Genomic DNA, 1298 nt, shown 5'->3' with positions numbered 1-1298 from the left:
CAACAAGTTTGAATTTCATTCACGCGAAGCGTGGAGGGAATTCAAACTCGATGAGGATACGTAAGGGAATCATTCCCTTACGCGGGGTCCGGGGCCTGGCCCCGGTTCTTTCCCCGCCCCGCCTAACCTGCACACTTGCAAGGAGCAAAAATACACGGATGTTCGTAATGTTCATAAACCATTTAAGTACCTATTATTATTAAATAAATTAGGAACATTAAAAAGAAAAAGTGGAAAAAGAGAAAAAAAAGTGGAAAAAAGTGCTTGCCAAGTCTGAAAAAAATGTAGATAAGCCTTCTCCAGACGGACACGAAGTGTTCGCAAATGCCGAGGTGGTGGAATTGGTAGACACGCTACTTTGAGGTGGTAGTGGTCCAAAAGACCGTGGGAGTTCGAGTCTCCCCCTCGGCACCATAGAGAATAAGGGCTTCAATCTTAGGATTGAGGCCTTTTTTCGTTGTATGAATCTTGCAGAGACGGGCAATGAGCGTGTATGTGGCTAAAAACGGCACAGTCGACTGTGCTGAATATTTTGAGGAGTCCACATATGCCCAACGAAGAAGAAAAAAGCTACGCTTATAGCCTCGCGTCCGACATCTTTCATATGGTTGAGTCCGCCCGCGAAAGCGGCCTTGATGTTGACGGTGGCTTTCAGAACGACCCATTCTCGACCCCAGACGTCGCAATCAAATACCTTTTTTACCCCAAAAAAGACCTCATGCAGCTCCCCATGCCTGCCGGTGTAAAAAAGCGTATCGGTGCCGCAAATGTGCTGGCTCAGGTTTCCAAACATGAAAAAATCGCCGGTATCCATCTGATCTATTCCTCTCCAAAACCCTTCTCCAAGCTCAAAAGCCTCGAAGAAGCTGAAGCCGCTATGGACCAGAAAGGTGTCCAGGAATACGCCGACCACGTCGCGCAGGTCCTCAGAGAAGACCTCGTCGCTAAAGTCAAACCCGATACCGATACCCCACAGTAAAAAACACAAGCCCTTAACCCCGACACACGAGAAGACCAATTCTCGCCCCTGTACTTTTTTCGCTTGCCTTTCCTCTGCCACTCGGTTTATACGAATGACCTCTCGTGCCGAAGTGGTGGAATTGGTAGACACGCTAGGTTCAGGGTCTAGTGAGCGTCCGCTCGTGGGAGTTCGACTCTCCCCTTCGGCACCATCCCGAATTCATAAAGAGGAAACAGTTTTCTGTTTCCTCTTTTTTTTTATTGGAGCGCTCAAGCAGCGCAGCGTGGGTGGGTGGGGTACGAGACTCCGTCTCGTGCTCTGCAAGGGGCGCTGCCCC

At 49.2% G+C, this 1298-nt stretch carries 1 protein-coding gene and 2 tRNA genes; all 3 read left to right on the top strand.

Going from position 1 to position 1298, the window contains the following annotated elements:
- The first annotated feature begins 326 nt into the window (after positions 1-326).
- Positions 327-414: transfer RNA gene (locus tag B5D23_RS14835), tRNA-Leu, on the top strand.
- Between the two features lie 133 nt (positions 415-547).
- Positions 548-979 carry a hypothetical protein gene (locus B5D23_RS14830; RefSeq protein WP_078686244.1) on the top strand — a complete coding sequence of 144 codons (432 nt, stop codon included), beginning with the start codon at positions 548-550 and terminating at the stop codon, positions 977-979.
- Positions 980-1085: 106 nt separating this feature from the next.
- Positions 1086-1172: transfer RNA gene (locus B5D23_RS14825), tRNA-Leu, on the top strand.
- The last annotated feature ends 126 nt before the right edge of the window (positions 1173-1298 follow it).

It is taken from the genome of Desulfobaculum bizertense DSM 18034, assembly GCF_900167065.1.
Classification (GTDB): Bacteria; Desulfobacterota; Desulfovibrionia; order Desulfovibrionales; family Desulfovibrionaceae; genus Desulfobaculum; species Desulfobaculum bizertense.
This window is presented reverse-complemented; position numbering and strand designations above follow the sequence as displayed.